General features: G+C 72.4%; 27 protein-coding genes and 1 pseudogene. 11 read left to right on the top strand and 17 right to left on the bottom strand.

Features of this window, described 5'->3' with window-relative positions; genetic code table 11:
- Positions 1–28 precede the first annotated feature (28 nt).
- The 5 genes and pseudogenes from ACFYMM_RS31280 to ACFYMM_RS31260 all read right to left on the bottom strand — a co-directional run bounded on the left by ACFYMM_RS31280 (position 29) and on the right by ACFYMM_RS31260 (position 5,882).
- Positions 29–2,227 carry a tetratricopeptide repeat protein gene (locus ACFYMM_RS31280; RefSeq protein ID WP_388392512.1) on the bottom strand — a complete coding sequence of 733 codons (2,199 nt, stop codon included), beginning with the start codon at positions 2,225–2,227 and terminating at the stop codon, positions 29–31.
- A gap of 122 nt (positions 2,228–2,349) precedes the next feature.
- The gene (locus ACFYMM_RS31275) at positions 2,350–3,219 is read right to left on the bottom strand and encodes an oxygenase MpaB family protein (protein WP_388392509.1); all 870 of its coding nucleotides are present in this window, start codon (positions 3,217–3,219) and stop codon (positions 2,350–2,352) included.
- Positions 3,220–3,337: 118 nt separating this feature from the next.
- A pseudogene (locus ACFYMM_RS31270) lies at positions 3,338–3,982 on the bottom strand (RICIN domain-containing protein); the annotation flags it as partial.
- Positions 3,983–4,233: 251 nt separating this feature from the next.
- The gene (locus ACFYMM_RS31265; RefSeq protein ID WP_388392506.1) at positions 4,234–5,412 is read right to left on the bottom strand and encodes an acyl-CoA dehydrogenase family protein; all 1,179 of its coding nucleotides are present in this window, start codon (positions 5,410–5,412) and stop codon (positions 4,234–4,236) included.
- A 95-nt stretch (positions 5,413–5,507) separates the two neighbouring features.
- Positions 5,508–5,882 (bottom strand): ferredoxin, encoded by a 375-nt coding sequence (locus tag ACFYMM_RS31260; RefSeq protein WP_388392504.1) that lies wholly within the window; start codon positions 5,880–5,882, stop codon positions 5,508–5,510.
- Positions 5,883–6,011: 129 nt separating this feature from the next.
- On the opposite strand from ACFYMM_RS31260, the gene ACFYMM_RS31255 reads away from it, so the two are divergent.
- Positions 6,012–6,377, top strand: coding sequence for a DUF6479 family protein (locus ACFYMM_RS31255; RefSeq protein ID WP_388392502.1), 366 nt, complete (start codon positions 6,012–6,014; stop codon positions 6,375–6,377).
- A 66-nt stretch (positions 6,378–6,443) separates the two neighbouring features.
- On the opposite strand, the gene ACFYMM_RS31250 is transcribed toward ACFYMM_RS31255, so the two are convergent.
- Both ACFYMM_RS31250 and ACFYMM_RS31245 read right to left on the bottom strand, forming a co-directional pair.
- Entirely contained in the window at positions 6,444–6,887 is a 444-nt protein-coding gene (locus ACFYMM_RS31250; protein ID WP_388392499.1) for an RpiB/LacA/LacB family sugar-phosphate isomerase, read from the bottom strand.
- A gap of 131 nt (positions 6,888–7,018) precedes the next feature.
- Entirely contained in the window at positions 7,019–7,210 is a 192-nt protein-coding gene (locus ACFYMM_RS31245; RefSeq protein WP_388392497.1) for a hypothetical protein, read from the bottom strand.
- Between the two features lie 181 nt (positions 7,211–7,391).
- On the opposite strand from ACFYMM_RS31245, the gene ACFYMM_RS31240 reads away from it, so the two are divergent.
- On the top strand, positions 7,392–7,955 hold the full coding sequence (locus ACFYMM_RS31240) for a hemerythrin domain-containing protein (protein WP_388392494.1): 564 nt from the start codon (positions 7,392–7,394) through the stop codon (positions 7,953–7,955).
- Positions 7,956–8,181: 226 nt separating this feature from the next.
- On the opposite strand, the gene ACFYMM_RS31235 is transcribed toward ACFYMM_RS31240, so the two are convergent.
- Together ACFYMM_RS31235 and ACFYMM_RS31230 are read right to left on the bottom strand one after the other, a co-directional pair.
- Complete coding sequence (locus ACFYMM_RS31235; protein WP_388392492.1) at positions 8,182–8,499, bottom strand: DUF3040 domain-containing protein; 318 nt, start codon at positions 8,497–8,499, stop codon at positions 8,182–8,184.
- 72 nt (positions 8,500–8,571) lie between these two features.
- Positions 8,572–8,928, bottom strand: coding sequence for an ANTAR domain-containing protein (locus ACFYMM_RS31230; RefSeq protein WP_388392490.1), 357 nt, complete (start codon positions 8,926–8,928; stop codon positions 8,572–8,574).
- Between the two features lie 224 nt (positions 8,929–9,152).
- Between ACFYMM_RS31230 and ACFYMM_RS31225 the strand changes: the two genes are divergently transcribed.
- Entirely contained in the window at positions 9,153–9,794 is a 642-nt protein-coding gene (locus ACFYMM_RS31225) for a methyltransferase family protein (protein WP_388392488.1), read from the top strand.
- Positions 9,795–10,017: 223 nt separating this feature from the next.
- Here the strand turns inward: ACFYMM_RS31225 and ACFYMM_RS31220 are convergent, their stop codons facing one another.
- Positions 10,018–10,347: an SHOCT domain-containing protein gene (locus ACFYMM_RS31220; protein ID WP_388392485.1), complete on the bottom strand. Its 330-nt coding sequence runs from the start codon at positions 10,345–10,347 to the stop codon at positions 10,018–10,020.
- A 193-nt stretch (positions 10,348–10,540) separates the two neighbouring features.
- Between ACFYMM_RS31220 and ppk2 the strand changes: the two genes are divergently transcribed.
- Positions 10,541–11,344 carry a polyphosphate kinase 2 gene (gene ppk2 / locus ACFYMM_RS31215; RefSeq protein WP_388392482.1) on the top strand — a complete coding sequence of 268 codons (804 nt, stop codon included), beginning with the start codon at positions 10,541–10,543 and terminating at the stop codon, positions 11,342–11,344.
- Positions 11,345–11,661: 317 nt separating this feature from the next.
- On the opposite strand, the gene ACFYMM_RS31210 is transcribed toward ppk2, so the two are convergent.
- Both ACFYMM_RS31210 and ACFYMM_RS31205 read right to left on the bottom strand, forming a co-directional pair.
- Positions 11,662–12,336, bottom strand: a complete 675-nt coding sequence (locus ACFYMM_RS31210; RefSeq protein ID WP_388392481.1) for a response regulator — start codon at positions 12,334–12,336, stop codon at positions 11,662–11,664.
- A gap of 153 nt (positions 12,337–12,489) precedes the next feature.
- Entirely contained in the window at positions 12,490–13,383 is an 894-nt protein-coding gene (locus ACFYMM_RS31205) for an alpha/beta hydrolase (protein ID WP_388392478.1), read from the bottom strand.
- Between the two features lie 217 nt (positions 13,384–13,600).
- Here ACFYMM_RS31205 and dhaK point away from each other — a divergent pair, with 217 nt between their 5' ends.
- The 3 genes from dhaK to ACFYMM_RS31190 are packed head-to-tail and all read left to right on the top strand — an operon-like array spanning position 13,601 to position 15,651.
- On the top strand, positions 13,601–14,593 hold the full coding sequence (gene dhaK, locus ACFYMM_RS31200; protein WP_388392475.1) for a dihydroxyacetone kinase subunit DhaK: 993 nt from the start codon (positions 13,601–13,603) through the stop codon (positions 14,591–14,593).
- 46 nt (positions 14,594–14,639) lie between these two features.
- Positions 14,640–15,248: a dihydroxyacetone kinase subunit DhaL gene (gene dhaL, locus ACFYMM_RS31195; protein ID WP_388392472.1), complete on the top strand. Its 609-nt coding sequence runs from the start codon at positions 14,640–14,642 to the stop codon at positions 15,246–15,248.
- Positions 15,241–15,651, top strand: a complete 411-nt coding sequence (locus ACFYMM_RS31190) for a PTS-dependent dihydroxyacetone kinase phosphotransferase subunit DhaM (protein ID WP_388392469.1) — start codon at positions 15,241–15,243, stop codon at positions 15,649–15,651. Before dhaL ends, ACFYMM_RS31190 begins: the two co-directional genes overlap by 8 nt.
- Positions 15,652–15,739: 88 nt before the next feature.
- On the opposite strand, the gene ACFYMM_RS31185 is transcribed toward ACFYMM_RS31190, so the two are convergent.
- Positions 15,740–16,444 carry a glycoside hydrolase family 75 protein gene (locus tag ACFYMM_RS31185; RefSeq protein WP_388392828.1) on the bottom strand — a complete coding sequence of 235 codons (705 nt, stop codon included), beginning with the start codon at positions 16,442–16,444 and terminating at the stop codon, positions 15,740–15,742.
- A 398-nt stretch (positions 16,445–16,842) separates the two neighbouring features.
- Here ACFYMM_RS31185 and ACFYMM_RS31180 point away from each other — a divergent pair, with 398 nt between their 5' ends.
- Together ACFYMM_RS31180 and ACFYMM_RS31175 are read left to right on the top strand one after the other, a co-directional pair.
- Positions 16,843–17,829 (top strand): fibronectin type III domain-containing protein, encoded by a 987-nt coding sequence (locus tag ACFYMM_RS31180; protein ID WP_388392466.1) that lies wholly within the window; start codon positions 16,843–16,845, stop codon positions 17,827–17,829.
- Positions 17,830–17,984: 155 nt separating this feature from the next.
- Positions 17,985–18,524 carry a hypothetical protein gene (locus ACFYMM_RS31175; protein ID WP_388392464.1) on the top strand — a complete coding sequence of 180 codons (540 nt, stop codon included), beginning with the start codon at positions 17,985–17,987 and terminating at the stop codon, positions 18,522–18,524.
- Positions 18,525–18,542: 18 nt separating this feature from the next.
- Here ACFYMM_RS31175 and ACFYMM_RS31170 read toward each other — a convergent pair whose 3' ends face one another.
- From ACFYMM_RS31170 to ACFYMM_RS31160, 3 genes are all read right to left on the bottom strand, one after another.
- Complete coding sequence (locus ACFYMM_RS31170; RefSeq protein ID WP_388392461.1) at positions 18,543–19,085, bottom strand: PadR family transcriptional regulator; 543 nt, start codon at positions 19,083–19,085, stop codon at positions 18,543–18,545.
- 29 nt (positions 19,086–19,114) lie between these two features.
- Positions 19,115–21,130 (bottom strand): FAD-dependent oxidoreductase, encoded by a 2,016-nt coding sequence (locus ACFYMM_RS31165; RefSeq protein WP_388392459.1) that lies wholly within the window; start codon positions 21,128–21,130, stop codon positions 19,115–19,117.
- A gap of 109 nt (positions 21,131–21,239) precedes the next feature.
- Positions 21,240–21,614: a hypothetical protein gene (locus tag ACFYMM_RS31160; protein WP_388392456.1), complete on the bottom strand. Its 375-nt coding sequence runs from the start codon at positions 21,612–21,614 to the stop codon at positions 21,240–21,242.
- A gap of 313 nt (positions 21,615–21,927) precedes the next feature.
- Here ACFYMM_RS31160 and ACFYMM_RS31155 point away from each other — a divergent pair, with 313 nt between their 5' ends.
- Positions 21,928–24,006 (top strand): SpoIIE family protein phosphatase, encoded by a 2,079-nt coding sequence (locus ACFYMM_RS31155; RefSeq protein WP_388392454.1) that lies wholly within the window; start codon positions 21,928–21,930, stop codon positions 24,004–24,006.
- Between the two features lie 7 nt (positions 24,007–24,013).
- Here ACFYMM_RS31155 and ACFYMM_RS31150 read toward each other — a convergent pair whose 3' ends face one another.
- Positions 24,014–24,832, bottom strand: a complete 819-nt coding sequence (locus ACFYMM_RS31150; protein WP_388392451.1) for a putative protein N(5)-glutamine methyltransferase — start codon at positions 24,830–24,832, stop codon at positions 24,014–24,016.
- 408 nt (positions 24,833–25,240) lie between these two features.
- Here ACFYMM_RS31150 and ACFYMM_RS31145 point away from each other — a divergent pair, with 408 nt between their 5' ends.
- Positions 25,241–25,693 (top strand): MarR family winged helix-turn-helix transcriptional regulator, encoded by a 453-nt coding sequence (locus tag ACFYMM_RS31145; protein ID WP_388392448.1) that lies wholly within the window; start codon positions 25,241–25,243, stop codon positions 25,691–25,693.
- Positions 25,694–25,878 lie beyond the last annotated feature (185 nt).

The following is a 25,878-nucleotide window of genomic DNA, read 5'->3' as shown; positions in this document are numbered from 1 at the left end:
CGGCGGCCAGAGGCGTGCCGGTGCCGGGTCAGTGTCCGCCGGACGCCCGCTGCTGGCGCAGTACCGCGACCCTGCGGTACAGCTCGACGGCCTCCGCTCCCCGGCCGAGCTGCTCCAGACAGTGTGCCTCGTCGTTGCGGCTGGCCAGGGTGTCGGGGTGGTCGGGGCCAAGGACACGCTCCCGGGCGGCGGCCACCGAGCGGTACTCGGCCAGCGCGTCCGGCCAGCGGCCCAGCCATCCCAGGCCGACGGCGACCTCGCGGCGGCTGACCAGGGTGTCCGGGTGGTCGGGGCCGAGGATCCGCTCGCGCAGGGCGCACACGTCGCGGGACTCGGCCAGGGCCTCCTCCCAGCGGCCGAGGCGGCCGAGGTTGACGCCGAGGCCGTGCCGGGCGCGCAGGGTCTCGGGGTGGGCCGGGCCCTGGACGCGGGCGCGGTCGTCGATCAGGTCGCGGTACAGCTGGAGGGCGTCCGCGCTGCGGCCCAGGCGGCCCAGGCTGATGCCGATCTCGTAGCGGGCGGCGAGGGTGTCGGGGTGGTCGGGGCCGAGGACCTGCGCGCGGACGGCGGCGACTTCGCGGTAGGTGGCCAGGGCCTCCTCCCAGCGGCCCAGCTGGCCGAGCGCGTAGGCGACCTCGTAGCGGGTGACCAGGGTCTCGGGGTGGTCGGGGCCGAGCACCCGGGCGCGGGCGGCTGCCACCTCGCAGGCCATCCGGTGGGAGTCGTCGAGCCGGCCGAGCCTGCTGAGGTTGAAGGCGAGGTTGTGGCGGCAGCGCAGGGTGTCCGGATGGTCGGCGCCGATGCTGCGCTGCCGGGCGGCCAGGACCGCCGTGTAGATCTGGTGGGCCTCGAAGTGCCGCCCCAGCCGGCCCAGCACGAAGGCGGTTTCCTGACGGGCGGCGAGGGTGTCGGGATGGTCGGGGCCCAGCACCCGCGCTCTCGCCCGGGCGACCTCCGTGTATCCGTCCAGGGCCTCGGCGGCCCGGCCGGTACGGCTGAGGGTGAAGGCGACCTCGTAGCGGCTGGCGAGGGTGTCGGGATGGTCGGGGCCGAGGAGGCGGGCGCGCTCGGCGGCGACCGCCCGGTGCACCTCGCCCGCCTCCTCCCAGCGGCCGCGCCGGCCGAGGCCGAGGCCCTCGCCGTGCCGTAGGGCGAGGGCCAGGACGGCCTCGGCCGAGGGTCCGGTCCCGGCGGAGCCCGGCCGCGGCGTCCACCGGCCGGTCAGGGCCGCTCCGGCGTCCGGCGCCGCCGCGCGCAGACCGGCACCGGCCGCCTTGTGGCCGGTGGTCATGCCCCGGGTCCAGGACGGCAGCCGCGGCGCACGGGACGTCGGCTCGTCCGGCCGGGGCGGCACCACGGCGGGCGGGAACGCCGGCGTCGTCCGCCCCTCCTTGATGCGCCGCCCCAGCTCACGGGCGTCGAAGGGGCGTCGACCCGGCTCCTTGGCGAGCAGGTCGAGGATGATCCGGTCGACGTACGCGGGCAGTTCGGCGCGGTGGCTGCGCGGCGGCCGGGGCGGGGTGTCGCGGTGGCCGACGAGGATCGCCCAGGCGTCGTCCAGGTCGAACGGCGGTGCCCCGGTGGCGATCTCGTACAGCACGCAGCCCAGCGAGTACAGGTCGCTGCGCTGGTCCACCTCGGTGCCGGTTATCTGCTCCGGGGACATGTAGTGCGGGGTGCCCATCGCGATGCCGGTGCCGGTCAGCCGGGAGGTGAAGCCGATGTCATGGCCGAGGCGGGCGATGCCGAAGTCGCAGATCTTCACCGTGCCGTCGGTCAGCCGCATGATGTTGGCCGGTTTCAGGTCCCGGTGCACGATGCCCTGCCGGTGGGTGTAGGCGAGGGCCGCGGCGACCTGGTCGGCGATGTCGATCACCTCGGCGACGGGCAGCGGATGGTTCTTGTTGTCCTCCAGGAGCTGGCTGAGGTTGCGGCCTTCGAGGAGTTCCATGACCAGGTAGAGGATGCCGTCGTACTCGCCGAAGTCGTGCACGACGGTCACCCCGCGGTGCGAGAGCGCGGCGGCCACCCGGGCCTCACGGCGGAAGCGTTCCCGCAGGACGCGGGTGAAGGACTGGTCGTGTTGCGGGCCGAGCGGCTTGAGGCACTTCACGGCGACCTGCCGGCCCAGGGACTCGTCGCGGGACCGCCACACCTCGCCCATCCCGCCCCGACCGATCAGATCGAGCAGCCGGTAGCGGCCGTGGACCAGCCTGGTCTCCCCCATCGCGCGCCGTCGCCCCCGTCGCTGTCGGCCCCCGCCCGCCACTGGGGGCCGCCGTCACGGCGCGGCCGGCGTGGCGTCGGCCCGATCCGTGACACACCCCCCTGCTCGTCCAGTATGGCGGTCTATCGCCCCGCTTTGTACGGTGCCGGGCGTGCGCCGGAGCCGAGCCGCGCCATCGCGCGCAGGATGTGTTTGGGCGGGAGTTGCCAGCGCAGACGTGCGGGAACGCAGCGCAGCACGGTGCCGGTGGCGCGCAGTCGGCGGGTGACGGTGGGGGGTGCGGGGACCGGTCTGCCGTACAGCTCGTGGGCGTACGGCGGCAGAGAGGCGTACGCCAGGTGGGCCACGCGCCGCCAGAGCACGTCGCGCGCCGGGACGAGGAGGGGGTGCGTCGGCGGGCGGAGCAGGAAGTCGTCCACGGCGCGTGCGTCGGCCCCGGCGGCCAGTTCCGGCCGCACCTTCTCGAAGTACGCCGCGAGCTGGGCCCGGTCGGCGGGTACGGTGTCGGGGTCGAGACCGACCAGCCGGGCGCTGACCCGGTGTTCGGCCAGGTAGCGGTCGGCCTGCGCGTCGGTGAGCGGGTAGCCGGAGCGGCGCAGGACGTGCAGATAGGAGTCGATCTCCGCGCAGTGCACCCACAGCAGCAGCCCGGGTTCGTCGATGCCGTAGCGCTCTCCGGTGTCCGGGTCGGTGGCGCCCAGCAGGCGGTGGATCTTCCGGACCCGGGCGCCGGCCCGTTCGGCCGCCTCGGTGGTGCCGTACGTGGTGGTGCCGACGAAGTCGGCGGTGCGCATGAGCCGGCCCCAGGCGTCCCGGCGGAAGTCGGAGTTCTGCATCACCCCGCGCACCGCGCGCGGGTGCAGGGCCTGGAGGTAGAGCGCGCGGATGCCGGCGACCCACATCATGGGGTCGCCGTGCATCTGCCAGGTCACCGAACGCGGTCCGAACAGCCCGGGGTCGCCTCCCGGGAGGACCTTCACAGCATCGGGCATACCGGCAGTGTGACCACTGCCGCCAGGTGTCTCAAGGGCCTCACGTCGAACACGACGAGGTCGGCACCGGCGGGGACCGCCGGCGCGCTCACCCGGCACGGCGTGCGGTGGCTCGCGCTCAGGACGTGCGCTGTTGGAACTGCTGGTTGGTGCCGGTGCCGCAGGTCCACTGGATGAGGCGGGCGCCGTCGGCGGTGGACGCGTCCTTCACGTCCAGGCACTTGCCGCTGTGCCGGGCGACGAGGTGGAAGTAGCCGTTGCCCTGGTCCTGCGGCAGCCACTGCTGGTTGGTGCCACCGGTGCAGTGGTACTGGTTCACGTAGGCGCCGTCCGTGGTGGAAGCGCCCGTGACGTCCATGCACTTGCCGCTGTGCTCGGCGATGACCTGGACGTAGCCGCCGCCCGCGTCGGTCAGCCGCCACTGCTGGTTGAGGCCACCGTTGCAGGCCCACTGCAGCATGAGCGCGCCGTCGGCGGCGGAGTTGTCCGAGACGTCGACGCATCTGCCGCTGTGCCGGGCGACGAAGTCGTAGGAGGGGCCGCCGCCCACGCCGGTGACCGTGCCGGTTGCCGTGTCGACGCCGATCTGCGGGTACCAGGGCAGGTCCATGGTCGTGCTGGTCGGGAAGGTCAGCGGCAGCCAGATGTACCGGGAGTCGTTGACGGTGCCGCCCATCGAGTTGCCCCAGCGGTCGCCCATGTACAGGTACGAGGTGCCCGAGGTGCCCTGGACGGGCAGGACGTAGGCGGTCTGGGAGCCGTAGTGCGGGCGGCGGTGGCCCACGCCCGGAAGACGTTGGGAAATGTTGGTTGGAGTGCGTTTTCGTGCGAGCACGGTAAGGGCCGCCAACATCCCGGTCAACGCTTCCGACGCGATCGGATCATCCGATGACTGCCCTACGGCTTTCCCGCGCGGCGGCCCCCGCCCGGCCACTTCAGCAGAAAGCTCGCCCCACCCCTGGACAACGACCCTGTCGACCGCTCTCAATGCATCCGATGTCTCGACGACAGCGGCTAACGCCGCACCCTGGGCATCCCCAGCCCGATCCAGGAAATGATCTCGCGCTGGATCTCGTTGTTGCCGCCGCCGAAGGTGAAGATGACCGCCGAACGGTAGCCGCGCTCCAGCTCGCCGTGGAGTACGGCGCCCGCCGACCCCTCCTTCAGGGGGCCCGCGGCGGCGACGATCTCCATGAGCCACGCGTAGGCGTCCCGCCGGGCCTCGGAGCCGTACACCTTGACGGCCGAGGCGTCCTGCGGGGTGAGCGTGCCCTCCTGGACCGCCGTGACCATCTGCCAGTTGAGCAGCTTCAGCGCGTCCAGCCTGGTGTGGGTGCGGGCCAGCAGGCGGCGCACCCAGGGCAGGTCGGCCACGCGGCGGCCGTCGGCGAGTTTCGTCTCCATCGCCCAGCGCTGGACGTCCTGCAGGGCGCGGATCGCCATGGTGCCGTGGGCGGCGAGGGTGACGCGCTCGTGATTGAGCTGGTTGGTGATCAGCCGCCAGCCCTGGTTCTCGGCGCCGACCCGGCGGGAGACGGGGACGCGGATGTTCTCGTAGTAGCTGGCCGTGGTGTCGTGCGAGGCCAGGGTGTTGATGAGGGTGCACGAGTAGCCGGGGTCGGACGTCGGCACGAGCAGCATGGTGATGCCCTTGTGCGGCGGGGCGTCCGGGTCGGTGCGGGTGGCCAGCCACACCCAGTCGGCGGTGTCGCCGTTCGTGGTCCAGATCTTCTGCCCGTTGACGACGTACTCGTCGCCCTCGCGTACGGCCCGCGTCTTCAGCGCCGCCAGGTCGGTGCCGGCCGCGGGCTCGCTGTAACCGATCGCGAAGTCGATCTCACCGGAGAGGACGCGCGGCAGGAAGTACGCCTTCTGCTCCTCCGTGCCGAACTGCATGATCGTCGGGCCCACGGTGTTCAGCGCCATCAGCGGCAGCGGTACGCCGGCCTGGGCGGCCTCGTCGAAGAAGATGAACTGCTCCATCGCGGTCAGGCCGCGCCCGCCGTACTCCTTGGGCCAGCCGACGCCGAGCCAGCCGTCCGTGCCGAGCCGGCGGATGGTGTCCCGGTAGAAACGCTTCTGCGCAGCCGGGTCGGCGTAGCGCGCGTAGGCGTTGTCGGGCACCAGTTCCGCGAAGTAGGCGCGCAGCTCGGCGCGCAGTCGATGCTGCTCGGGCGTGTGGTCGAGATGCACGGCGCCTCCAGGCTCCACAAGGGCGGTCCTGACGGCGCACACCGTAGAACGTGTTCCAGAAATTGGGAATGGTTCTCGATGGGTCGGGGTCTCGATCAGTTGAGGGTGGCGAGGAACTCGGTGCAGGCCCGGGCACAGGAGCGGCAGACGGCCGCACTGTCCTCGGCCCCGTCCTGGGCATCGAAGGCGTGCGCGCATTCGAGGCAGACGGTACGGCACCACTCCAACTGGATCCGGATGCCGCTCTCGTCCTGCCGGTTCTGCTCGGAGAGCATGCGGCACGTGGCGTCGCACACCTCCGCGCACATGATGCCGAGGCGCCGCACGCGCTCCTGCTGCTCGGTGCCGTCCGGGTCGAAGAGGCTCGCGCGCACCGCGCAGGCCCGAGCGCACTCGGTGCACGCCTGGGCGCAGGTGAAACGATCCTCCAGGAACCGGTAGAGCTCCTGCTGGGAAGTCGACGGTGTCACACCTGGCGGGTAGCCGGACCCGGTCGCGGCAAACCCCTCGGGTCGCGGCGAACTTCCGGCACGGAGCGTGACTCCACGCTACGGAAATATGTCCGATTCACCCAGTTCCGGCAGGGGTATTCCTCTGCTATGAGTAGCGCAGCGATGCAGCTGGCCGCCGCGAGCGGCCTGATGAGTCTCGGACTCTTCGGGGTGGCCGTGGTCCTCCTCGCCCTCCTCGCCGGGGGCTTCTGGCTGGGCTCCCGCGTCAAGTACCGCGAGTCCCCGCGGCCCCGCCCGGAGGAGCAGCCGCAGCTGCCGCCCGAGGGCGCGGTGCACGAGGTCCGGGAGAACCGCGAGCCCGAGGAGATACCGCAGATACCGAAGGGCGGTCGTCCGCTCACCCCGTACGAGCTGAGCAACATGCAAACCAGGCCCAGCGAGTCCAAGGACCGGCCGCGCTGGAGCAAGGGCTCCAGCGGCTCGTTCGGCGGGGGCGGGCTGGGCGCCCACTGAAACACACTGAAACCGCGCACCACGCCAGCTGTGTCATGGGCTGTTGTCATGAGCTGACGGGTGTCATCAGCGGGTGTCGAGGCTCCCGACATGGGCCACGTTCCGGCGGTCCTCGTCGTCCCGGCTCGGCTCGGCCGTGAACCAGGCGTCCAGGATCTCCTTGAGGACCGGCTCCGAGGTCAGACGCAGACCCAGCGCCAGGACGTTGGCGTCGTTCCAGCGGCGGGCACCGTCCGCGGTGTACGCGTCCGTGCACAGGGCCGCCCGTACGCCCGGCACCTTGTTCGCGGCGATCGAGGCGCCGGTGCCGGTCCAGCAGCAGACCACCGCCTGGTCCGCCGCCCCCTCGGCCACGTCACGCGCGGCCGCCTCCGAGCAGACCGCCCACCGCGGGTCCGCTCCGGGGCGCAGGGCGCCATGCGGTCGCACCTCGTGCCCGCGCCGCCGCAGCTCGTCGACGAGGAGCCGGGCCACGGGTTCGTCCATGTCGGAGGAGACAGAGATCCGCATGGGCGCGAGCGTAGCCGGTTCGGGAGACCGGGGCGCAGCCGTTTTCGGCGGAGGAGACGGGCAGAGGTGAGCCATATGGCTCACCTCTGCGACGTCGGGGGTCAGGGTCACGACGTCGGGGGAACGAGGGGTCAGGGGTGTTCGGGCTGCTGGTCCGGGGGGACCCCGCCGCCCTCGCCGCCACCCTTGTCTCCCTTGTCGGTCCCTTGCGCACGGGCCGTCTCGCGGCGGGCCGCCTGGCGGGCCTTGAGTTCACCGACGTCTTGCGGAGTGGCGCCTCCCTTGGTGCTGCGTCGCTGCTCGGGCTGCTGTGGACTGGACATGCGCCGGACTCCCTCCGGGTGTTGGGTGGTCTGTGCCGGCCGGGTTCCCCGGGCGGCACGAGTGACTCACGGCGCCACGGGCACCGGCGGCTCGTCGTGTAGGGGACCCCCGAGAGGGCACTCGGAGCGACGGCGGCCCGCCGTATCGCGGGCGCCTCGTTCTGACTGGAGGTGGAGAAGGATGGGTCACGGCGGAAATGTCATCAACGAATTGATGACCGATCACCGGGAGGTCGAGGAGATCTTCGGCCGCATCGCCGCGCTGCCGCCCGGCGACAAGGAACGCAAGGTACTCGCCGACCAGGCCACGATCGAACTGGTCCGCCACTCGGTCGCCGAGGAGGCATACCTCTACCCGGCCGTCCGTCAGCACCTGACCGGCGGGGACGCCCTGGCCGACAAAGAGATCGAGGACCACTCCAAGGCCGAGCAGATCATGAAGGACCTGGAGGCGCTGGAGGCGGACGAGCCCGAGTTCGACCGCCTCATCAGCAGTCTGATGACCGAGATCCGGTCCCATGTGGCCGACGAGGAGCAGAACCTCTTCCCGCGCCTGGAGGCGGCCTGTCCCCCGGAGGCCCTGGACGACCTGGGCGACAAGGTCCGCCGCGCGAAGAAGACCGCACCGACCCGCCCGCACCCCTCGGCGCCGGACCACCCGCCGGCCAACAAGCTCCTTGCGCCGGGTACCGGCCTGGTGGACCGCCTGCGCGACGCGCTGTCGGGGAGGGGCAAGGAAAGCTGAGCAGGAGCAGGCGGGGCCCCGCTCGTGCGGGACCCGCCTGGTCTGGTCCGGCTTGTCCGGTAGGCGAGGGCTGGGAGGCGGGGGCCTGGCCGGCCTGCGGCGGCGCGGTGGGGCCTCGCTCGGTCTGCGGGCGGGGGCCCGCCGCGCGGCTCACGCGGCTCGGGGCTTCTTCTCGGCCGGGAGTGTCCTCCGCGCCACGGAGGGACCAGCCCCTGGGACCGCCGCCTCACCGCCCCCCGGGCCGCCGCCTCAGCCGGCGCAGCAGGCGAATCGCCTGGAGCAGGGTCAGGGGCCACAGAGCGGCGAAGCACCACGGCAGAAGGGGGTCCGAGGTGCGGATGCCCATCACGACCACGAAGACCGACGCCATCGCGAGCAGCGCGACCGCCGACGGGAGCGCCGACGGCAGCCGTACGCCCCCGTGGGGTCCGCGCATGACGCGCACCAGGCGTCGGTCTTCGGACAGGCGGGACTCGATCTCCAGCAGGGCGAGGCGCTCCAGGGGGGACAGTCGTACGTCGTCGAGGTGGTCCCAGTCGTCCACGGCAACGGCACCTTCTTCCAGCCCACGCCCGGTTCGCCCTGCCGAGTTCCCCCGACGGCCGGAGCGAAGCGGTCAGACCGAGGCCTCCCGGCCGCCCTGGACGCAGTGACTGGCGAACGCGGTACGCAGTTCGTCGCGGACCCGCCCGCTGAGGAAGGCTCCCTGGGCGAAGTCGAGGACGTCGGCGGCGACCGTGGAGAGCTTCGTGTTCGTGCGCTGGGAGATCTCCCGGAGTACCTCCCAGGCCGTCGCGGGGTCGACACCGGCGAGCACCACCACCACACCGATCGCCTGGTCCACCAGCGCGTGTGAGGAGACCGCCCGCTGGAGCTGGCCGTTCGTGGTCCGCAGCCGCTCCACTTCCCCGATCGACTCGCCCACCGACATGGGCCGCAGGGGAATACCCTTGATCGTCGCGAAGAAGGCCATGCGAATCATTCCGTCCGTCCGAGCAGCAGCCGTCCGGCCACTCCGTGCGCCTACCCCCATCCGGACCGGGCATGAGTCCCGCGACCGGTCCGCGACCGGTTGTCGCGATGTTGTCGCGATGTCTCTCCACCCGTGGGTGGGGCGGGCACTCGGCGTGTGGGTGGGGGCCGGGTTCAACCCCTGGGTGCTGGTGATCCGCCGGCCGTGCGGAGGAGTCTTGACGCATGGGCTCGCTACATTCCGCACTCGTCGCTCTCACCGGCGCCTGCGTCCTCGTCTTCGTGGCGGCGTGGATCGCCGGTGCCGTCTACTTCGGCGTCCGCAGTGAGGACGGGCTCGGCGGCTGGGTGCGCGGCCTGCGCACCACTCTGCCCCGCCGGGTCCTGCTGATCGCCGGCGTCCTCGTCCTCCGCCTGCTGCTCGAACGCTCCCCTCACTCCTGGTGGCACCACCTGCAGTTCTGGCAACCCGAACTCGCCTTGGCGGGCACTCTGTCGGCGGTCTCCTCCACCGTCTGGCTGCTGTGGTCCCGCTGGGTGCTGGGCACCATGTGGGCCAGTATCCCGATGGTCCACGAGCACCACGAACTGCGCACCGACGGCCCCTACCGCATGGTCCGCCATCCCATCTACACCGGCCTCCTGGGTCTGGTCACCGGTGCCATGCTGACCTTCGGCTTCGGCGTCTGGGTGGTCGTCCTCGCCGTCACCGTCCCCTGGCTGCTGCGCCGGGTGCGGGTCGAGGACGGCCTGATGGCCGACCGGTTCGGTGCGGCCTACGAGGCCTACCGGTCCCGCGTCCCGGCGCTCATACCCAGGCTCCGGCCGGCCCTGGGCGGGTTCCCGCACACGGGCGGCCAGTCGTAACTGCAGGCGTCTCGCGTCATGAGTCCCTCTTCGTCGCCGGCACCGGCCAGGGTCCACGCCCATGAATGCCGCCGGGCGGGTGAGATGCGGGCTACTTCACGCCGATCCAGGTCTGGACGCTCGCGAACAGGCTTGATCTCACTCGGAGTTCCCCCGGACCATGAATGGTGGATCTGTCCTGCGCAGATCGGCAGCGCATCCGATCGCCGTCCGACGGCGACGTTCAGGAGGGGCCTGGGGGGCCTGGGGGGCCTGAGGGATCCGGGGGTCCGGAGGGGCCTGCCGGCGATCCACGAAGAGTGGCCAGACGGCGGCGGTACTCCTCGTCCTCGATCTCGCCGCGTGCGTACCGCTCGGCGAGGATCCGCTCGGGGCCGTCGGCCGGACGCGTCGCCTGCCAGGCACCGCGCCCGGGGCCGTGCGGAGTGGGGCGGGCCAGGGCACGGAAGAGCAGCACACCGACGGTGATGATCAGCGCCCAGAACAGCAACGTACCGACCGACATCACGAACCAGACCCAGCCGTTCATGCCGTGGCCGTACCAGAACAACATCTGTGCCTCACCTTCCCGGGTCATCCCGTGACAAGGACCGGGTCAGCAGTTCTCTCCCTGTCCATCCTCGCTCGCGGAAGGGCGGTGGGGCGAAGGGCCCGCGGAGTGCGCCGCTGCGCGCCGGTGAGTACGGTGGCGTCCAGGTGCTCGACCTTGGTGTGGCGGCTCCGGGAGCCGCCGAGCGGGAAGTGACATGGGCGACAAGAACGCGGCGAAGCTGCCGCGCAAGGCGTACGAGAAGGAACTGCTCCGTCTGCAGATGGAGTTGGTGAAGCTGCAGGAGTGGGTGCGGGCGGCGGGCGCCCGGCTGGTGGTGGTCTTCGAGGGCCGGGACGCGGCGGGCAAGGGCGGCACCATCAAGCGGGTGGCCGAGCACCTCAACCCGCGCATCGCCCGGATCGCGGCGCTGCCGAAGCCGACCGAGCGGGAGCGCACCCAGTGGTACTTCCAGCGGTACGTCGAGCATCTGCCGGCCGCCGGGGAGATCGTGCTGTTCGACCGGTCCTGGTACAACCGGGCCGGGGTCGAGCACGTGATGGGGTTCTGCACGAGGGAGGAGCACCAGCTCTTCCTGCGGCAGTGCCCGATCTTCGAGCGGATGCTGGTCGAGGACGGGATCCTGCTGCGCAAGTACTGGTTCTCGGTGAGCGACACCGAGCAGCAGGAGCGGTTCCGGCGTCGGCTGGAGGACCCGTTGCGACGCTGGAAGCTGTCACCGATGGACCTGGAGTCGATCACGCGGTGGGAGGCGTACTCCCGGGCCAAGGACGAGATGCTGGTCCACACGGACATCTCCGAGGCGCCGTGGTACGTCGTGGAGAGCGACGACAAACGCCGGGCCCGTCTGAACATGATCGCCCACCTGCTGAGCACCGTGCCCTACCACGACGTGCCGCCGCCGGTCCTGGAGCTTCCGCCCCGTCCCGGGTCGACCGGCTACGAGCGTCCACCGCGCGACCTGCAGACCTACGTCCCCGACCATGCGGCGAACCTCTGAGCAGCCGGCCGGCACGAACCTGATCCTCCCGAGACGGCGGGCGGCGCGGCGGGGGCCTTTCGACCCGTGCCCGAGGGCCGGTCGGCCCTCTTCCCGGCGACGTCTCGCGGCTCGACCCTCGAAGGCAGGGACCGCGGCCCTCCCCCGGGACACGACGTCGACCGGGTCGCGGTGCCACGTCCTCGCGGCTCGGACGAGATGGGGCGGTCCTCTCCCGCGGTCCCCCACGAGGAGCGAGGACGTCCGCGCGGGTCTCGTGCCGGGGGGCACGACGCTCGCGCGGGGGCCGTCGCCCGTCGGCACATGGGCGGCGGCCCTTACCGCCGCTGCCTGTCCTGGACCTGAGTGGCGATGACGGCGGCCTGGATGCGCCGCTCGACGCCGAGTTTGGCGAGCAGCCGGGAGATGTGGTTCTTCACCGTCTTCTCGGCAAGGTAGAGACGCAGGCCGATCTGGCGGTTGGTCAGCCCTTCCCCGACCAGGGCGAGGATCTCCCGCTCACGTTCCGTCAGGCGCCGCAGTTCGTCCGGCTGCTCCTCCTGCCGGTGACCGCCGCGCAGCCGGGTCATCAGCCTGGTGGTGGCGTTCGGGTCGAGCAGGGACTGTCCGCCGGCCACGGTGCGGACGGCGGACACGAGGTCCGCACCCTGGATCTGCTTCAGGACATAGCCGGACGCGCCCGCCATGATCGAGTCGAGCAGGGCCTCCTCGTCGTCGAAGGAGGTCAGCATGAGGCAGGCGAGCTCGGGCATCCTGGAGCGCAGTTCCCGGCACACGGTCACGCCGTCGCCGTCCGGCAGGCGTACGTCGAGCACCGCGACCTGCGGGCGCAGTGCGGGGACGCGCACCAGGGCCTGCTCCGCCGTGCCGGCCTCGCCGACCACGGTGATGTCCGGCTCGTCGCTCAGCAGGTCGCGCACACCGCGCCGCACCACCTCGTGGTCGTCCAGCAGGAAGACCCGGATGGTACTGCCCCGCTCCCCGTCCGCCATGGGAAGCCCCCTGTTCTCGGATCGGGTCCGAGGGACCAGGACCGGTCGGCCCTGTTGTCCACCTTGCCACGGCGAACCCGCGGCACACATGCCCCTGGCCCTGAGGTCTCGCCGATGGACGAGCGAGCCAGGGCGGTTCCCGATGACGACTCGTCAGGCGCTGAGGGCGGTGCGCAGGGTGGTGGCCATCAGTTCGATGGCTTCTTTCGCCGCCGGCACCGGGCCGGTGTGCGTGAAGTAGTGGTCGACGCCCTCGAAGACACGGTGGGTGACCGGGACCCCGGCGGCTTCCAGCGCCTTGGCGTACGCGTCGCCCTCGTCGCGCAGGCGGTCGTTCCCCGCGGTGACGACCAGAGCGGGAGGCAGTCCGTCGAGGTCGTCGGCGAGTCCGGGCGAGACCAGGGGATGCGCGCGGTCGGCCGGGTCCGGGACGTAGGCGGCGGTGAAGACCCGCATGAGCCGTGGGCTGAGCAACGGCTTGGCGATCAGGGACTGCTTGGTGGCGGGGTCCGCGAGCTGGTCGAGCGGTGCCGAGTCGATGATCTGCAGCCGGGGCGAGAAGGCGGCGCGGTCCCGGGCCAGGCGACAGACCGCGGCTGTCAGGTTGGCCCCGGCACTGTGGCCGCCCACGGCGAGCCGCGAACCGTCCCAGTCGTTGGCGGGGCCGTTCCGGGCGATCCACGCCGTGACGTCGTAGGCCTGGGTGACGGCTACCGGGAAACGCTTCTGCGGTGCGACGGCGTAGTCCACGTTGATCACCACGCAGCCGGCCGTGGCGGCTATGCGGCGGCAGATGTGATCGTCCTGCTCGGGGCGCCCGACCAGGAAACCGCCGCCGTGGAAGTTGACGTACACGGGGGGCGGGACGTCGGCGGTGCTTGGTGGGCGGTAGACGACACACGTCACCGGTCCGGCGCCGGTCTCCACCCTGAGGGTCTGGGTGCGCTTGGGGGTGTCACTGAAACGCAGGTCCACGTGCACGCGGGCCATCATGCGGCCGAGCATGAGCTGGATCGCTCTGGCCTGGACGTCTGTGCTGAAGGGCATGGGGGATCCACCATCACTGGAACTTTGAAGTATCAGGAATCCTGATAATGGATGCTCGTCACTCGTTGCGCAATGGTGAGCCACGTGCAGGCCGCCGATCACCGGCGGCCGGGGCAGGCTGTTCCGCGTGACCTTTCCCGGCCGCAAGGTCGATACTGCCGGTATCAGCGTGTGACCCGAGCCGCCAACGACGACGAAGTCTCACCAGGAGGCACCCATGAAGATGCTGATCAACGTCCCGGAGACCGTGGTCGCCGATGCGCTGCGCGGGCTGGCCGCCGCCCACCCCGATCTGACCGTGGACGTGGAGAACCGGGTGATCGTACGCCGTGACGCCCCGGTGGCCGGTCAGGTCGCGCTCATCTCCGGCGGCGGGTCCGGGCACGAGCCCCTGCACGGAGGTTTCGTCGGTCCCGGCATGCTGTCGGCGGCCTGTCCCGGAGAGGTGTTCACCTCGCCGGTGCCGGACCAGATGGCACGGGCCGCGGCCGCCGTGGACAGCGGGGCGGGCGTGCTGTTCGTCGTGAAGAACTACACCGGTGACGTCCTCAACTTCGACATGGCGGCCGAGCTGGCCGAGGACGAGGGTGTCCAGGTCGCCAAGGTGCTGGTCAACGACGACGTGGCCGTCACCGACAGCCTCTACACGGCCGGCCGGCGCGGCACCGGGGCGACCCTGTTCGTGGAGAAGATCGCGGGTGCCGCCGCGGCCGAGGGGCAGCCGCTGGAGCGGGTGGAGTCCATCGGGCGTCAGGTGAACGAGAACTCCCGCAGCTTCGGTGTCGCGCTCAGCGCCTGCACCACCCCGGCCAAGGGCAGCCCCACCTTCGATCTGCCGCCGGGTGAACTGGAGTTGGGCATCGGCATCCACGGCGAGCCGGGCCGGGAGCGGCGGCCGATGATGACCTCCGGCGAGATCGCCGACTTCGCGGTGCACGCCATCGTGGAGGACATGCCCCCGCGCAGTCCGGTCCTCGTCCTGGTCAACGGCATGGGCGCCACCCCGCTGCTGGAGCTGTACGGCTTCAACGCCGAGGTCCAGCGGGTGCTCGCCGAACGCGGTGTCGCCGTGGCCCGCACCCTCGTCGGCAACTACGTCACCTCCCTGGACATGGCGGGCGCCTCGGTCACCCTGTGCCAGGTCGACGAGGAGCTGCTCAGGCTGTGGGACGCGCCGGTGAAGACCCCGGCCCTGCGCTGGGGAATGTGATACGGCGGAAGAAGCGCCCAACGCCCCTACCACGCAAGGAGATCCAGTGCTCGACGCCGACTTCTTCCGCCGTTGGATGACGGCCACCGCCGCGGCCGTCGACCGCGAGGCGGAACGGCTCACGGCCCTCGACTCGCCCATCGGGGACGCCGACCACGGCAGCAATCTGCAGCGCGGGTTCACCGCCGTCGCGGCCACCCTGGGGAAGGACGCGCCGGACACCCCGGGGGCCGTCCTGACGCTCGCCGGACGCCAGTTGATCTCGACGGTCGGCGGGGCGTCCGGGCCGTTGTACGGCACCCTGCTGCGTCGTACCGGCAAGGCGCTCGGGGAGGCCGCCGAGGTCAGCGAGGAGCAGTTGCAGGAGGCGCTGCGGGCGGGCGTGGAGGGGGTGATGACGCTCGGCGGCGCCGCACCCGGCGACAAGACCATGATCGACGCTTTGGTACCGGCCGTCGACGCGCTCGGCGACGGCTTCGCCGCCGCGCGGGCCGCGGCCGACGAGGGAGCGCGGGCGACCATCCCGCTCCAGGCCCGCAAGGGCCGGGCGAGCTATCTCGGCGAACGCAGCATCGGCCACCAGGACCCGGGCGCCACCTCGGCGGCCCTGCTGATCGCCGCGCTCGACGTGGCCTCGGGAGTGCGAGGTGAGTGACGAGGAGCCGGTCGGGATCGTGCTGGTGTCGCACAGCGCGGAGGTGGCCGCGTCGGTGGCCGAGCTGGCGAAGGGTCTCGCGGGCGGTGCCCCGGCGGTGCCCGTCGCGTCGGCGGGCGGCACCGGGGCCGGCGGGCTCGGGACCAGTGCGGAGCTGATCTCGGCCGCGGCCGCAGCCGTGGACCGGGGCCGGGGTGTCGCCGTCCTCACCGACCTCGGCAGCGCGGTGCTCACCGTGAAGGCACTGCTCGCCGAGGGCGGTGAACTCCCGGACGGGGCGCGCCTGGTGGACGCACCGTTCGTCGAGGGCGCCGTGGCAGCGGTGGTCACGGCGGCGACGGGCGCCGACCTGGACGCGGTGGAGGCTGCCGCCAGGGAGGCGTACAGCTACCGGAAGGTGTGAGCGACGGGGGCGCCGGGCGTCGGGCGGTCTCCGCGGCCCGGGCGCCGCGCACCACCGGCTCGACGGCGGGCGCTTCGGTGGCGTGGGGTCAGCCGCCGCGCACGAACCGCTGGGCCAGCCGGTCCCCCGCCGCCACCGCTGCCGCGTGGTCCTCGATGGGGGTGACCCGGGAGTTCTTGAAGACGATGTAGGTGACGCCGGAGGACACGCCGCCCCTTCGGGGGTCGCAGGGGATGCCGAGGGCCCGTGCGGTGGCGTAGGAGGCCTCGCCGATGATGTCGCGGGGGCCGGTGTCGCCGACGACCGCGTACAGGACCTGGCCCCGGTAGACCACGGCGGCGAGTGAGCCGCCCCGGACGTCGTGGGCGCTGTGGTCCCAGTGGGGGCCCGGCGCGGGCACGACGATGTAGGGGAGCTTCTCGGCGTTCAAGTGGCGGCCGTCGGACTGCTGGAAGGCGGTGGCGGGGGAGAACTGCGGGTCGGTGCGCGGGTTGCAGCGCTCGGTGCGTTGCCCGTCGCAGTCGATGTCCAGGTCGGCCTTCCAGAAGACGGCGTCCTCGGTGGCACAGACCGGCACGGTCTCGGGCTCTCCCTCGTCCGTGCGGTAACGGCCCCGGGAGACCTGGGCGCAGTCGCGCACGCGGGCCAGCAGGTCGGCGGCGGCGACTTTGCCCTCGCTGTGCAGCACGGGCTCCTTGGTGGGGTGGGCGGTGGCGGCGGGGGTGGCGGGGAGCGTCGTCGGGGCGAGCAGGGCGGCGCCGGCCGCGGCCAGAGTCAGTGACTGGACGCGCACGGACTGAAGACGCACGATGAAGGACCCTCTCCCTGGGGGACATGGAGGACACCCTGCCCAATCTGGGTCGGGTCCGATCACTCAGCGACCGCTAGGGAGCCAGATGGCGCACACTTCTGACACTTTGTGAGAAGGCAACAGGGGCCGGGAACCTGGGCCCGTGTCCGGCCCAGGCCACCCCGGCCACCCGCGCCGGCGCGGGATCGGCGACGACAGCGTTTCCGCGCCACCGGCATGAACTCCCCTGCGTTGCTGGCGAGTTCGGCCATCGGGAGTCCCAGCATACGTAACGTCCCGGACGACCCGCCAACGCGGCCCTCTTGATGCGAGGACACCGGCGGGGCCATATTGGTCCGGACCATTGCTGTCCGTCGTCCCGTCCTCCGGGAGGCCGAGCCGTGCGACGCGTTGTCCTGCCCTCCCTGGTGGTCGTCGGCGCACTGTCACTGCTCGCCGCCTGCGGCTGGGGCCGGGCGGCCGACGGCGACAGCGGCCGAATGCCCGGTGCGCCGACCGGCGTCACCGCGACGGCCGGCAGCGCCGACAGCGTGCACGTGATGTGGAACGCGGTGACCGGGGAGGGCGCCGGTGTGCGCGCCTACGCGGTGTACCGCGGCACCGTCAGGGCCGCCGAGGTCCCCGCCCCCCCCCAACGCATGGTGGACGTCACCGGGCTCAGGCCGTCCACCATGTACGTCTTCACCGTGCGGGCCCGGGACACCGATGGCCGCCTCGGCCCGCCCAGACGTCAGGTGCGGGCCCGGACACCGGCCGACACCCCGGCGGACCGCTCGGCGCCGACCCGGCCCGCCGAGCCGGCCGGCCGGGTGCTGGGCAGCCGGGCGGTCCGGTTGTCCTGGGCCCCGTCCCGGGACGACCGGGGCGTGGTGTCGTACGACGTCTACCAGGGCGACGCGAAGATCCACAGCGTCGGCGGGAACCGGACCGCGACCGTGGTCACCGGGCTGCGCCCCGGCATCCGCTACGTCTTCACGGTGCGGGCCCGGGACGCGGCCGACAACCTCTCCCCGGCGAGCGCCCCGGTGCGTCTCACCACGCCGGGGCACGACGACGGCCGCGGCACCGCCCCCACCGGCTTCCGGGCCACGACCCACCGCGCCGACGGGGCGTACTACGTCGACCTCTCGTGGAATCCGCCACCGGTGGACGGGGTCGTCACCGAGTACCAGATCCAGGTCGACGGCAGCGCGGCCACCTCCCTGGTGTGGGGCGGCACGCCACCGCCGGGGCGGGCGGCCTACAGCTTCTACCTCGGCCGTGAGGCCGGCTCCGGCCACCGGTTGCGGATCCGCGCGTGGCTGCCGGACGGCGCCTGGGGCGGCTTCTCGGCCGAGCGGACGGTGACAACGGGAATGGCCGGCTGACGGCACCGGACGGAGGGGTCCGTCACCTGTCCGGCGGCCCTCCCCATGCGGGAGCGGGCGGCGTCGCGTTGGCTGCGACTCAGGCAGCACGGACGTTTCCCGACCCCCGGCGGTGCATGGGATGTTCCGCCAACCGTGCCGCCGGAGGGCAGCCAATGCGCACTTCCCGACTCCTCCTCCGCTCCGGTCTGACCCTGGCGGCGGCAGCCGCGCTGCCCGCCGGGCTCGCCGGGCCGTCCGCAGCCGCCTCGGGCATCTCCGTGAGCGCCATCGGGTCCACGGTCTCGGTGGTCACCAGCGCGTGTGTCCAGAACAACGGCAACTGGGGCACCGCCTCCCTGCTGAGCAGCCGCCAGGCGGGCTTCGCCCAGGGCCGGCAGGTGGCACTGTCGGGCACCTCCATCAGCCAGTCCGCGGCCTGGACGGGGGTCAGCCCGGGGACGTACACCGTCGTCGTGGTCTGTTCCAACGGCAGTACCGCGGGCACCCAGTCGGTGATCGTGTCCGGCGGTTCCGGCCCGACGATCTCCTCGACGTCGACACCGGCGCCCTCCCGGGGCGTGATGGGCGGACTGGGCGGCGCCGCCCGCGACTACGGCCCCCTCACGCTGGGCGTGGGCGCGGCCCTGGTGGGCTCCGGTGTCATCGCCGCCGGCTGGTTCCTGCGCCGCCGCTCCAAGCCCCACCGGCTCTGACGCCCGCGCCCGGGGCGGCTACTCGTCCGGCAGTTCGTCCAACTCCCGCAGCGCGTGGCTGAGCCACCGCGTCCAGAAGGTCTCCAGGTCGATGCCCGCCCGCAGCACCAGGTGCCGCAGCCGGTCCTGCGGGCCGTCCCGGTCCGGCGGGAAGTCGCGCCGCTCGATCTCCTCGTACTCGGCCAACTGCCGTCGATGCAGCTCCAGATGGCGGCGCAGGTCGCCCTGGAGGCCCGCCGTGCCGACCACCGCCGCGGCACGCAGTCGCAGCAGCAGGACGTCGCGGTGCGGCTTGGGATCCTGGGACGCGGACGTCCAGCGGGCCAGTTCGGCGCGGCCCGCGGGCAGGACCTCGTACCGCTTGCGCTGCCCACGGGCCGGCTGCTCGGCCGGCAGCGTGCGGATGAACCCCTCGGCCTCCAGCTTTCCCAGCTCACGGTAGATCTGCTGGTGCGTCGCCGACCAGAAGTAGCCGATCGACTTGTCGAACCGGCGCGTCAGATCCAGCCCCGACGACGGCTTCTCCAGCAGGGCGGTGAGGATCGCGTGCGGCAGTGACATGGGCTCATCCTAGGGAGGCCGTACGGCCCCTACAGGGCCGCCGCCAGCTCGGTGCCCTGCTTGATGGCGCGCTTGGCGTCCAGTTCGGCCGCGACGTCCGCGCCGCCGATCAGGTGCGCGCTGCGCCCGGCGGCGAGCAGGTCGTCGTACAGGCCGCGGCGCGGCTCCTGGCCGGTGCACAACACCACCGTGTCGACCTCCAGCACGGTGCTGCGGCCGTCGATGGTGACGTGCAGGCCGGCGTCGTCGATCCGGTCGTACTGGACGCCCGGGACCATGGTGACGCCGCGGTGCTTCAGCTCGGTGCGGTGGATCCAGCCGGTGGTCTTGCCGAGTCCGGCGCCGACCTTGCTGGCCTTGCGCTGCAGCAGGTGGACGGTGCGCGGCGGCGTGGGCCGGCTGGGGGCGGCCAGCCCGCCCGGCGCCCGGTGGTCCATGTCGACGCCCCAGTGCCGGAAGTACGTCGCCGGGTCCTCGCTCGCCTTGTCGCCGGCGTCGGTGAGGAACTCGGCGACGTCGAAGCCGATGCCGCCGGCGCCGAGCACGGCCACCCGGTCGCCGACGGGGGCGCCGTCGCGCAGCACGTCGAGGTAGCCGAGGACGCGCGGGTGGTCGACGCCCGGGAGGTCCGGGACGCGGGGGGTGACACCGGTGGCGACCACGACCTCGTCGTAGCCGGACAGATCGGCCGCGTCCACCCAGGTGTTCAGCCGTACGTCCACGCCGTGGGTGTCGAGCTGGTGGCGGAAGTAGCGCAGCGTCTCGTCGAACTCCTGCTTGCCGGGGACCTTGCGGGCCACGTTGAGCTGGCCGCCGACCTCGCTCGCGGCGTCGAACAGGGTGACCTGATGGCCTCGTTCGGCGGCGCTGACGGCACAGGCGAGTCCGGCCGGACCGGCGCCGACGACCGCGACGCGCTTCGCGAGCCGGGTCGGGGCGAGGACCAGTTCGGTCTCGTGGCAGGCGCGCGGGTTGACCAGGCAGGAGGTGATCTGCCCGCTGAAGGTGTGGTCGAGGCAGGCCTGGTTGCAGCCGATGCAGGTGTTGATGGCCTCGGGCCGCCCGGCCGCGGCCTTGGCGACGAAGTCGGGGTCGGCAAGCATCGGACGGGCCATCGAGACGATGTCGGCGTAGCCGCCGGCCAGCAATTCCTCGGCGAGTTCGGGCGTGTTGATGCGGTTGGTGGTCACCAGCGGAACGGAGACCGCGCCCATCAGCTTCTTGGTGACCCAGGTGTAGGCGCCGCGCGGCACGGAGGTGGCGATGGTGGGGATGCGCGCCTCGTGCCAGCCGATGCCGGTGTTGATGATGGTCGCTCCGGCGGCCTCGACGGCCCGGGCGAGGGCGATCACCTCGTCGAACGACGATCCGCCCGGCACCAGGTCCAGCATCGACAGCCGGTAGACGATGATGAAGTCCTCGCCGACTGCCTCGCGCACCCGGCGGACGATCTCCACGGGGAACCGCATGCGGTTCTCGTACGAGCCACCCCAGCGGTCCTCGCGGCGGTTGGTCGGCGCGGCGATGAACTCGTTGACGAGGTAGCCCTCGGAGCCCATGATCTCTACGCCGTCGTACCCGGCGCGCCGGGCCAGGCGGGCGGCTCGGGCGTAGTCGTCGATGGTCCGCTCGACCTCGTCGTCGGTGAGGGCGCGCGGCACGAACGGGCTGATGGGGGCCTGGAGCGGGCTCGGCGCCACCAGGTCCTCATGGTAGGCGTAGCGGCCGAAGTGCAGGATCTGCATCGCGATCCGGCCGCCCTCGCGGTGGACGGCCCGGGTGATCTCCGTGTGCTGTTCGGCCTCCGCCTCGGTGGTGAGCTTGGCGCCGCCCTCGTACGGCCGCCCCTCCTCGTTCGGTGCTATGCCACCGGTGACGATGAGCCCGACCCCGCCGCGCGCCCGGGCCGCGTAGAACTCCGCCATCCGCTCGAAGCCGTTCTCGGCCTCCTCCAGGCCCACGTGCATGGAACCCATGAGCACGCGGTTGGGCAGGGTGGTGAAGCCCAGGTCGAGCGGGCTCAGCAGATTCGGGTAGCGGCTCATCCGGTCCTCCGTGCGGGTGGTCGTCGCCTGTAGTTCTAGAGGAGACGCCACCCATTGTGCAACTAGTTGCATAAACACGGGGAGGTGAGCCCGGGCACACCGGACGCGGTCAGCGGCTTTCGAGACGAAGGTGCAGGTCCCTCTCCTGATCGCCGGAGGCCGCGCAGGTCTCGTGGACGGTGAACATCGAGTCCAGGGTCGTCCGGAAGCGGTCCACGGCCCAGTAGCCGCCCTGGACGTCCGCGAGGACGGACGAGTCCAGGCGGACCGGGGTGCAGGACTTCTGGTGGGCCTCGGCAACGTCATAGGTGCCGAGCCACACCATGGGGCGGGTCTCGTGGAGCTGCTGCGGTACCTCGTCCTCGCCCCGGTCGGAGCTGAAACAGCCGCTCAGGGCGTCGAAGACGAGCCGGGCGTCCTCCTTGGAACACCCGCTGATCTCCACCGAGACGGTTTCCGGATGCGACCGCTCCGCGTCGGTCATGATCGCTCCTTTCGTGGCCGTGCTGCGGTGGAACGGGGTACCCCGCCCAGCCGCGTCCATCCTCAGGAAATCACCACCGGCCCCGGAGCACGACCGGTGCGGGCCGGCTCTCGGGTTGCCGGAGTCCCGCTGATACGGCTCGATGCAGTGCACCGCGCCGACGTGCCGACTTCGGCGCACGCCCGCCGCCGTGTTGAGAGATGGTGGAGAGAGACGGCGACGGCGACGGAGAGTCGGGTGTGAGCACGGTGGAACAAGGGGAGTCGGCACGGGGGACGACGTGCCGTGCGGACGTCCGAAGGCGGTGCGTGGCATGACTGCAGCCAGGGCCCCCGCGGTCGAGGGGGGCGAACCCGCGCGCGGGCCGGTACGCCCGGGCGGACTGCTCGACGTGCTGGGCGTGGCCTCGGTGGTGCTGGACTCCGAGGGACGCATCGTGCTGTGGAGCCCCCAGGCGGAGGAACTGTTCGGCTACCGGGCCGATGAGGCGCTCGGGCAGTACGCGGCCCGGCTGATGGTCCACGAGCGGCACGTCCACCTGGTCGGCAAGCTGTTCGCGGACGTCATGCGCACCGGTCAGAGCTGGGCCGGCGGCTTCCCCATCCGGCTCAAGGACGGCAGCACCCGGGTGGTCGAGTTCCGCAACATGCGGCTGCTGGACGACCACGGCGACGTGTACGCGCTGGGGCTCGCCGCCGACCAGTCGACCGTGCGCCGGCTGGAGCAGGACGTGGCGCTGTCCGAACGGATGGTGGCGCAGTCGCCGATCGGCCTCGCCGTGCTCGACACCGAGCTGCGGTTCGTGTCGGTCAACCCCGCCCTGGAGAAGATCAACGGGCGGCCCGCCGAGGACCACGTGGGGCGGACCATGCGGGAGGTGGCCCCCGGGCTGGACTCCGACGCCCTGGAGGCCGCGGCGCTCCGGGTCCTCGGCACCGGCGAACCGCTGGTCGACTGGTCCATCGTGGGCCGTACCCCGGCCGACCCCGACGAGGACCACGCCTGGTCCCTGTCGCTGTACCGGCTCGAGGACGCCATGGGCAACGTGCTGGGCGTGGCGGGCTCGATGGTGGACGTCACCGAGCAGTACCGGGCGGGGATCGAGGCGGAGACGGCACGGCGCCGCCTCGCGGTGATCGCCGACGCCTCGGCCCGGATCGGCACCACCCTGGAACTGGACCGCACCGCCTGGGAGCTGGCCGACGTCGCGGTGCCGAAGCTGGCCGACGTGGCGGCCGTCGACCTGCTGGACGCCGTGGTGGAGGGCCGCCGCAGCACGCTGGGGCCGGCCGAGCCCGCGGTGCTGCGCGCGCTCGCCGTCCGCGCCGAGCAGGGAGCGGACGCCGTCCGGGCCGCGGACCCGCCCGGCGGGGTCACCCGCTACGCCCCGGACCGGCTGATCACCGAGTGTGTGCGCACCGGACAGGCGGTGCTGGTGGCGCGGGTGGAGGAGGAGGACCTGCCGCGTATCGCCCGCTCCCCCGAGACGGCCGTACTGCTGGGCCAGGTGGGTGTGCACTCGTATCTGGCCGTCCCGCTGATCGCGCGCGGCGAGGTGCTCGGCGCCCTCGACCTCAAGCGCACCGGCAACCCGGCGCCCTTCGACGAGGACGACCTGCTGCTGGCCCGGGAGCTGGCCGCCCGGGCGGCCGTACAGATCGACAACGCACGCTGGTACCAGAACGCCCGCAACACCGCGCTCACCCTGCAGCGCAGTCTGCTGCCCAGCGACCCGCCGGTGACCACCGGTCTGGAGGTCGCCTCCCGCTACCAGCCGGCGGGCGCCACCAGCGAGGTGGGCGGGGACTGGTTCGACGTCATCCCGCTGGCGGACGGCAGGACGGCGCTCGTGGTGGGTGACGTGATGGGCAGCGGCATCAGCGCGGCGGCCACCATGGGCCGGCTGCGCACCGCGACCACCACGCTGGCCGCGCTGGAGCTGGACCCGGCGCTGCTGCTGGAGCACCTCGACAAGACGACCTCGGGTCTGGACCACTCCATCGCGACCTGCGTGTACGCCGTCCACGACCCGCATCTGCGCCAGTGCCGGATCGCCAACGCCGGCCATCTGCCGCCGGCCCGGGTCCGCCCCGGCCGGCCGCCGGAGCTGCTCGACCTGCCGACCGGGGTGCCGCTGGGGGTGGGCGGCGTCGGCTTCACCACCGTCACCGTCGACTTCGAGCCCGGCGACGAGCTGGTGTTCTACACCGACGGGCTGGTGGAGACGCGCAGCCACTCGCTGGACGAGCGCCTCGACTTCCTGCTGTCCCTGCTGGACGACCCCGCCCGCCCGCTGGAGGAGACCTGCGACCTCCTCCTGGAGACCCTGCACCATCCCGACAACCACGACGACGTGGCACTGCTGATCGCCCGGGCGCAGGAGCTGCCGTAGACCCGTCTCACCGGGCGGGACGCACGCCGATCACCACCTGTGCGGAGAGTTCCCGTGACACCGCCATCCGGGTGCTGAGGCCGGCCCGGCCGAATGCCTCCACCGCCGCCGGGGCCTGGCGTTCGCTGGTCTCGCTCAGCAGACAGCCGCCGGGAGCGAGCCACTCGGGGGCGGCGGCGGCGACGCGGCGCAGGAGGTCCAGGCCGTCGGCGCCGCCGTCCAGGGCGGCCAGCGGCTCGTGGTCGCGGGCCTCGGCGGGCAGCAGGCCGACCTCGGCGCTCGGGACGTAGGGCACGTTGGCCGTGAGGATGCCGACGCGGCCGCGCAGGCAGGCGGGCAGGGCGTCGAACAGGTCGCCGGTGTGGACGTGTCCGCCGGCGGCGGCGAGGTTGCGGCGGGCGCAGCGCACGGCGACCGGGTCGATGTCGGCGGCGTGCACTTCGATGCCGTCGAGGGCCGCGGCCAGGGCCGCGCCGACCGCGCCGGAGCCGCAGCACAGGTCCACGACCACTGTGGCGTCCGGGCCCTGGGCCAGGGCCTGGTCGACGAGGAACTCGGTGCGACGGCGGGGCACGAAGACCCCCGGTTCCACGGTGACCCGCAGTCCGTGGAACTCGGCCCAGCCGAGGACCTGTTCGAGGGGCAGCCCGGACACGCGCCGCTCCACCATGGCGGCGGCCTCGTCGGGGGTGCGGGCGGTGGACAGGATCAACTCCGCCTCGTCCTCGGCGAAGACGCATCCGGCGGCGCGCAGCGCGCGGACGACGGCGGTGGGCGGGAGCGGGGGCACGGAGGGGGTGCGGGGCGTGCGAGGAGAGGAAGGCATGGAAGCCGAGAGCCTTTCGGGAGCCTGGGGCCGAAGGGCGCTCTCGCGGTCACCGCCTGCGGTGCACCGCACGGTCACGAGGAGAGAGCACCCGACCTGACACAGCGGTAATGGGTCCCACCTCCTCGGCTGCCTGCGACCGGGTCCGTCCGCGGTCGGGCGCCCACGATACCCCAACGGCCGTCGGCGTCCCGGATCCAACTCCCCGAAAACGCATGGCACAACGGGTGGGGGACGCTGATGCCCACTCGGACCGAGGTCGGGGACCGGGCCGGTGCGTGCGCCGCCGCGGGCGTCGATGTCGATCTCCAGCCGCGTTCCGTGGCCCGTACCCATGGCCGGGAACCCGCCGCCCGCCTCCGCCGCGGCCTGCACGCCAAGTTGCATAATGCAACTAGAATGCCGTGCATGACAGACACAGCGGCGAGGACGGCAGTGGAGACCATCCAGCGCGAGATGACGGTCTTCGCCCGGCGGGCCCGGGCGGCGGCGGGCCGTATGCACCCCGAGCTGTCGCTGGTGTCGTACACCCTGCTCGGGCATCTGGAGGAGAGCGGCGGCTGCCGGGCCACCGACCTGGCGGCGCACTACGCCCTCGACAAGTCGACGGTCAGCCGGCAGGTGACCGCGCTGGAGCGGGCCGGCCTCGTCGAGCGGCGCCCCGACCCGGAGGACCACCGCGTCCAGGTGCTGTGTCCGACCGAGGCCGGCGAGGAGATCCTCGCCCAGGTCACCCGCAACCGCCGGGCCGCCTTCCGGGAGCGGCTCGCCGACTGGCCGGAGGAGGACCTGATCCGCTTCGCGGGCTATCTGGAGCGCTACAACGCGGGGCCGCCGACGCCTGCCGCCGAGCCCGGCTGAACGGGCCCGGCTGAGCGGGCCCGGCCCGTCTTGCGGACCGTCGCGGCAGGCGTCCTCGAACCGGCCGACCCAACCCCGGTCGGAGTCCTACTAGTGCTGGATTCCTCTTTCTCGGGGTATATATCCAGGTGGCGGGGTGTTTCGGGTGCTCGGGGGCGGGTGCGGGACGGTGGTGTTACGGGCAC

The organism is Streptomyces sp. NPDC006739, from assembly GCF_042869815.1.
Taxonomy (GTDB): domain Bacteria; phylum Actinomycetota; class Actinomycetes; order Streptomycetales; family Streptomycetaceae; genus Streptomyces.
Note: the sequence above shows the minus strand (reverse complement) of the source record. Positions and strands in the feature narration are given on the sequence as shown.

Excerpts from the sequence above, each read along its gene's own strand:
- ACFYMM_RS31150 (WP_388392451.1), bottom strand. The coding sequence starts at position 24,832 with ATGCCTTCCTCTCCTCGCACGCCCCGCACCCCCTCCGTGCCCCCGCTC.
- ACFYMM_RS31275 (WP_388392509.1), bottom strand. The coding sequence starts at position 3,219 with ATGCCCGATGCTGTGAAGGTCCTCCCGGGAGGCGACCCCGGGCTGTTC.
- ppk2 (WP_388392482.1), top strand. The coding sequence starts at position 10,541 with ATGGGCGACAAGAACGCGGCGAAGCTGCCGCGCAAGGCGTACGAGAAG.
- ACFYMM_RS31245 (WP_388392497.1), bottom strand. The coding sequence starts at position 7,210 with ATGTCCAGTCCACAGCAGCCCGAGCAGCGACGCAGCACCAAGGGAGGC.
- ACFYMM_RS31255 (WP_388392502.1), top strand. The coding sequence starts at position 6,012 with ATGAGTAGCGCAGCGATGCAGCTGGCCGCCGCGAGCGGCCTGATGAGT.
- ACFYMM_RS31220 (WP_388392485.1), bottom strand. The coding sequence starts at position 10,347 with ATGTTGTTCTGGTACGGCCACGGCATGAACGGCTGGGTCTGGTTCGTG.
- ACFYMM_RS31205 (WP_388392478.1), bottom strand. The coding sequence starts at position 13,383 with ATGCCCTTCAGCACAGACGTCCAGGCCAGAGCGATCCAGCTCATGCTC.
- dhaK (WP_388392475.1), top strand. The coding sequence starts at position 13,601 with ATGAAGATGCTGATCAACGTCCCGGAGACCGTGGTCGCCGATGCGCTG.
- ACFYMM_RS31240 (WP_388392494.1), top strand. The coding sequence starts at position 7,392 with ATGGGTCACGGCGGAAATGTCATCAACGAATTGATGACCGATCACCGG.
- ACFYMM_RS31250 (WP_388392499.1), bottom strand. The coding sequence starts at position 6,887 with ATGCGGATCTCTGTCTCCTCCGACATGGACGAACCCGTGGCCCGGCTC.
- ACFYMM_RS31225 (WP_388392488.1), top strand. The coding sequence starts at position 9,153 with ATGGGCTCGCTACATTCCGCACTCGTCGCTCTCACCGGCGCCTGCGTC.
- ACFYMM_RS31145 (WP_388392448.1), top strand. The coding sequence starts at position 25,241 with ATGACAGACACAGCGGCGAGGACGGCAGTGGAGACCATCCAGCGCGAG.
- ACFYMM_RS31155 (WP_388392454.1), top strand. The coding sequence starts at position 21,928 with ATGACTGCAGCCAGGGCCCCCGCGGTCGAGGGGGGCGAACCCGCGCGC.
- ACFYMM_RS31165 (WP_388392459.1), bottom strand. The coding sequence starts at position 21,130 with ATGAGCCGCTACCCGAATCTGCTGAGCCCGCTCGACCTGGGCTTCACC.
- ACFYMM_RS31280 (WP_388392512.1), bottom strand. The coding sequence starts at position 2,227 with ATGGGGGAGACCAGGCTGGTCCACGGCCGCTACCGGCTGCTCGATCTG.
- ACFYMM_RS31160 (WP_388392456.1), bottom strand. The coding sequence starts at position 21,614 with ATGACCGACGCGGAGCGGTCGCATCCGGAAACCGTCTCGGTGGAGATC.
- ACFYMM_RS31210 (WP_388392481.1), bottom strand. The coding sequence starts at position 12,336 with ATGGCGGACGGGGAGCGGGGCAGTACCATCCGGGTCTTCCTGCTGGAC.
- ACFYMM_RS31230 (WP_388392490.1), bottom strand. The coding sequence starts at position 8,928 with ATGGCCTTCTTCGCGACGATCAAGGGTATTCCCCTGCGGCCCATGTCG.
- ACFYMM_RS31175 (WP_388392464.1), top strand. The coding sequence starts at position 17,985 with ATGCGCACTTCCCGACTCCTCCTCCGCTCCGGTCTGACCCTGGCGGCG.
- ACFYMM_RS31170 (WP_388392461.1), bottom strand. The coding sequence starts at position 19,085 with ATGTCACTGCCGCACGCGATCCTCACCGCCCTGCTGGAGAAGCCGTCG.